The following is a 2,362-nucleotide window of genomic DNA, read 5'->3' on the forward strand; positions in this document are numbered from 1 at the left end:
TCATCATTGGTAATTGTCCCAGTAACTGCGGTGGTGGTCCCAACTGTATAATCAGTCCCCGCAGTGAGAGTTAAAGCGACGGTTTCATTACTTTCAACTGTGGTGTCAGCAGTGGGGTCAACAGTTACGGTAGCAGTGGACGAACCAGCAGCGAAAGTCACTGTCCCTGTGGTTGCTGTATAACTGGCTGCACCAGTTTGAGTGTAATCTGTGCTAAAAGTAGCTGTTCCGTCAACTGTATAGTTGACGGTTAAGGGATTAGTTGTGTCTCCTGTGCGGGTGAAGGTGTAGACTAAGTTGGTTGTCCCGTCTTCTGTCACACTTGCGGGGGAGATATCTAGAGTAATGCTAGGAAGGACGAAACTAGAGACATAATTAAAAGAGTTGCCTGTTAGATTTAATCCTGTGCGGTTTTGGATAACGGCGATGAGTTCATCCGGTTCAGATCCTGGTTTATTGTAGTAGAGATTAGTATTAGAACCAGAAACTGTTAATAAATAGTCACTACTGGTACCACGTAGCTGAATAATATCATCGGTAGGGTTAAAGTCAGTTATTTGGGCGTAATCATTGTTCCCTGCAAGAGCGCTATTACCATCGTCATAACCGATCCAAGTAGCGTCGCCGAGAATGAATTTATCACTTCCTGTTCCGCCTGTTAAATTATCGATTTCCCCTTTACCTGGAATAGCACTTTTAGGATCGACACCAATAAGAATATCGTTACCAGTGCCACCATCAATATTATCGTTGCCGTCCCCACCGTTGGCTCTTCTCTACTTTGTGTGATAAGCACTGATTATCATTCGTAGGAGTCTTGCTAGGCAAGGCTTTGAAGACTATATTTCTATAAAATTATCCCTATTCTTCTTCCCTCCACACAGAAACCAGAAGAGCCCACCGTTTAATACATCATCCCCTGCGGCTCCCCAAAGATAATCATTCCCTGCACCAGCATTGATGGTGTCATTGCCCCCGTAACCGGTCAAATAGTCGATATAAGCTGTTCCGGTAATATTAAATTGTTCGGTATTGGAGTAGGACAGCAAGGTACTGTTACTATTACCGGGAGCGTAGATATAAGTGGTAACGTTGTAATTAAAAACGCCGTAACCGCTTGTTCCCAAACCCGCGAAAGTGGCATTGCTAAAGTCGGCGATTAATAGGTCGTTTCCCCCTCCTCCATCAAATTTGCTGTTACTGATTAACAGATTTCCCGTTAATTTAAAGGTATCGTTGCCACTGCCAGTAGTGACAGACGGTATCGACTCGATATTTTTAATTGTGGTGATACCGTCCCCACTGAGTTGATTGGCTGCGGTTAAATCGAGAACCAGATTTGCGCTGGAGTCACTCAAATTCAAGGTGGTCAGGGTATCATTCCCCGCACCACCATCGATGGACTCTCCTTTTGTCCCAGAGGCAATGAGGTCATTTCCGTCACCACCATTGATTACATCAATGCCTGTGCCACCATCAATATTATCGTTGCCGTCCCCACCGTTTAATACATCATCGCCCGTTCCGCCGTCAATTGTATCATTGCCATCCAGTCCAGACAGAGTATCATTCCCTCCTAAACCTTGAATCAAATCATCACCAGTCGTTCCAACAAGGTTGTTGTTGTTGTTGTCTCCGATAAATGTAGCCATTGTATTTGTCCTAAAAACTTATAATTCGTGTTTTACTAATTTAAGCTGCCCTGGGTGTAAGGTGGGCAATGCCCACAATTTGCTTGGCTATTATTTATTCAGTGCAATTCAGTCCAGTTTTCCCCAACCGCAGCCAGTCTAGGTTAGGCTTAAAAACTATCAAACCATCAATTAATGGTTTCTACTATCTTAAGAGCGTTTTTTTCTACCGTCAATTAGGACATAAGATATACTTATTGTTTTGGTTCTTCCGAACTTACACTGTAGAAAAGTCCCCAAGCTCCCTCTCTGTCCAGCAATGTTCTAAAGTTGATAAATATCAATCTAACAAAAACTCAAAGCCTTATTGTACAAGCTTTACAAGCATAAGTTGTTGATAGTTTTGCATGACAGGTTCGGTAGAGCCATTGTTTTTTCAATCAGGTTTACTTATGAATCAGAGAAGGTCAAATTAAATTCGGTGCGGTTAAACCTTGATTTCTCGCACTATCCACCTGATTAGCTTGACTCAAGCCATCAGATTGAGCAAAATTGAACAAAACATCGTCAACAGCAGGAAAGCTCGGCAAGAGGGTAGAAGTCATGACATTAACCGCAAAGGATGACTTCGACTATTTTATGCAAAGAATCCCGAATTTTTCAAGGTTTCTATAACAAAAATTTACAGAAAACGGGTTTCTCAAAGAAACCCGTTTTCTCAGTTATTGCGA

At 42.5% G+C, this 2,362-nt stretch carries 2 protein-coding genes and 1 pseudogene; all 3 read right to left on the reverse strand.

The genetic code is table 11. The annotated features are described in order from the left end of the window. A pseudogene (locus PX481_RS30085) lies at nt 1–767 on the reverse strand (Calx-beta domain-containing protein); the annotation flags it as partial. A 72-nt stretch (nt 768–839) separates the two neighbouring features. Further along, nucleotides 840–1,652 (reverse strand): calcium-binding protein, encoded by an 813-nt coding sequence (locus PX481_RS08265; RefSeq protein WP_004159696.1) that lies wholly within the window; start codon nt 1,650–1,652, stop codon nt 840–842. A 446-nt stretch (nt 1,653–2,098) separates the two neighbouring features. Next, nucleotides 2,099–2,236 (reverse strand): hypothetical protein, encoded by a 138-nt coding sequence (locus tag PX481_RS08270; RefSeq protein WP_004159695.1) that lies wholly within the window; start codon nt 2,234–2,236, stop codon nt 2,099–2,101. Nucleotides 2,237–2,362 lie beyond the last annotated feature (126 nt).

It is taken from the genome of Microcystis sp. M53603_WE2 (genome assembly GCF_030065435.1).

Bases quoted from the DNA above. Each gene is read 5' to 3' on its own strand.
- PX481_RS08270 (WP_004159695.1), bottom strand. From the start codon at position 2,236: ATGACTTCTACCCTCTTGCCGAGCTTTCCTGCTGTTGACGATGTTTTG.
- PX481_RS08265 (WP_004159696.1), bottom strand. From the start codon at position 1,652: ATGGCTACATTTATCGGAGACAACAACAACAACAACCTTGTTGGAACG.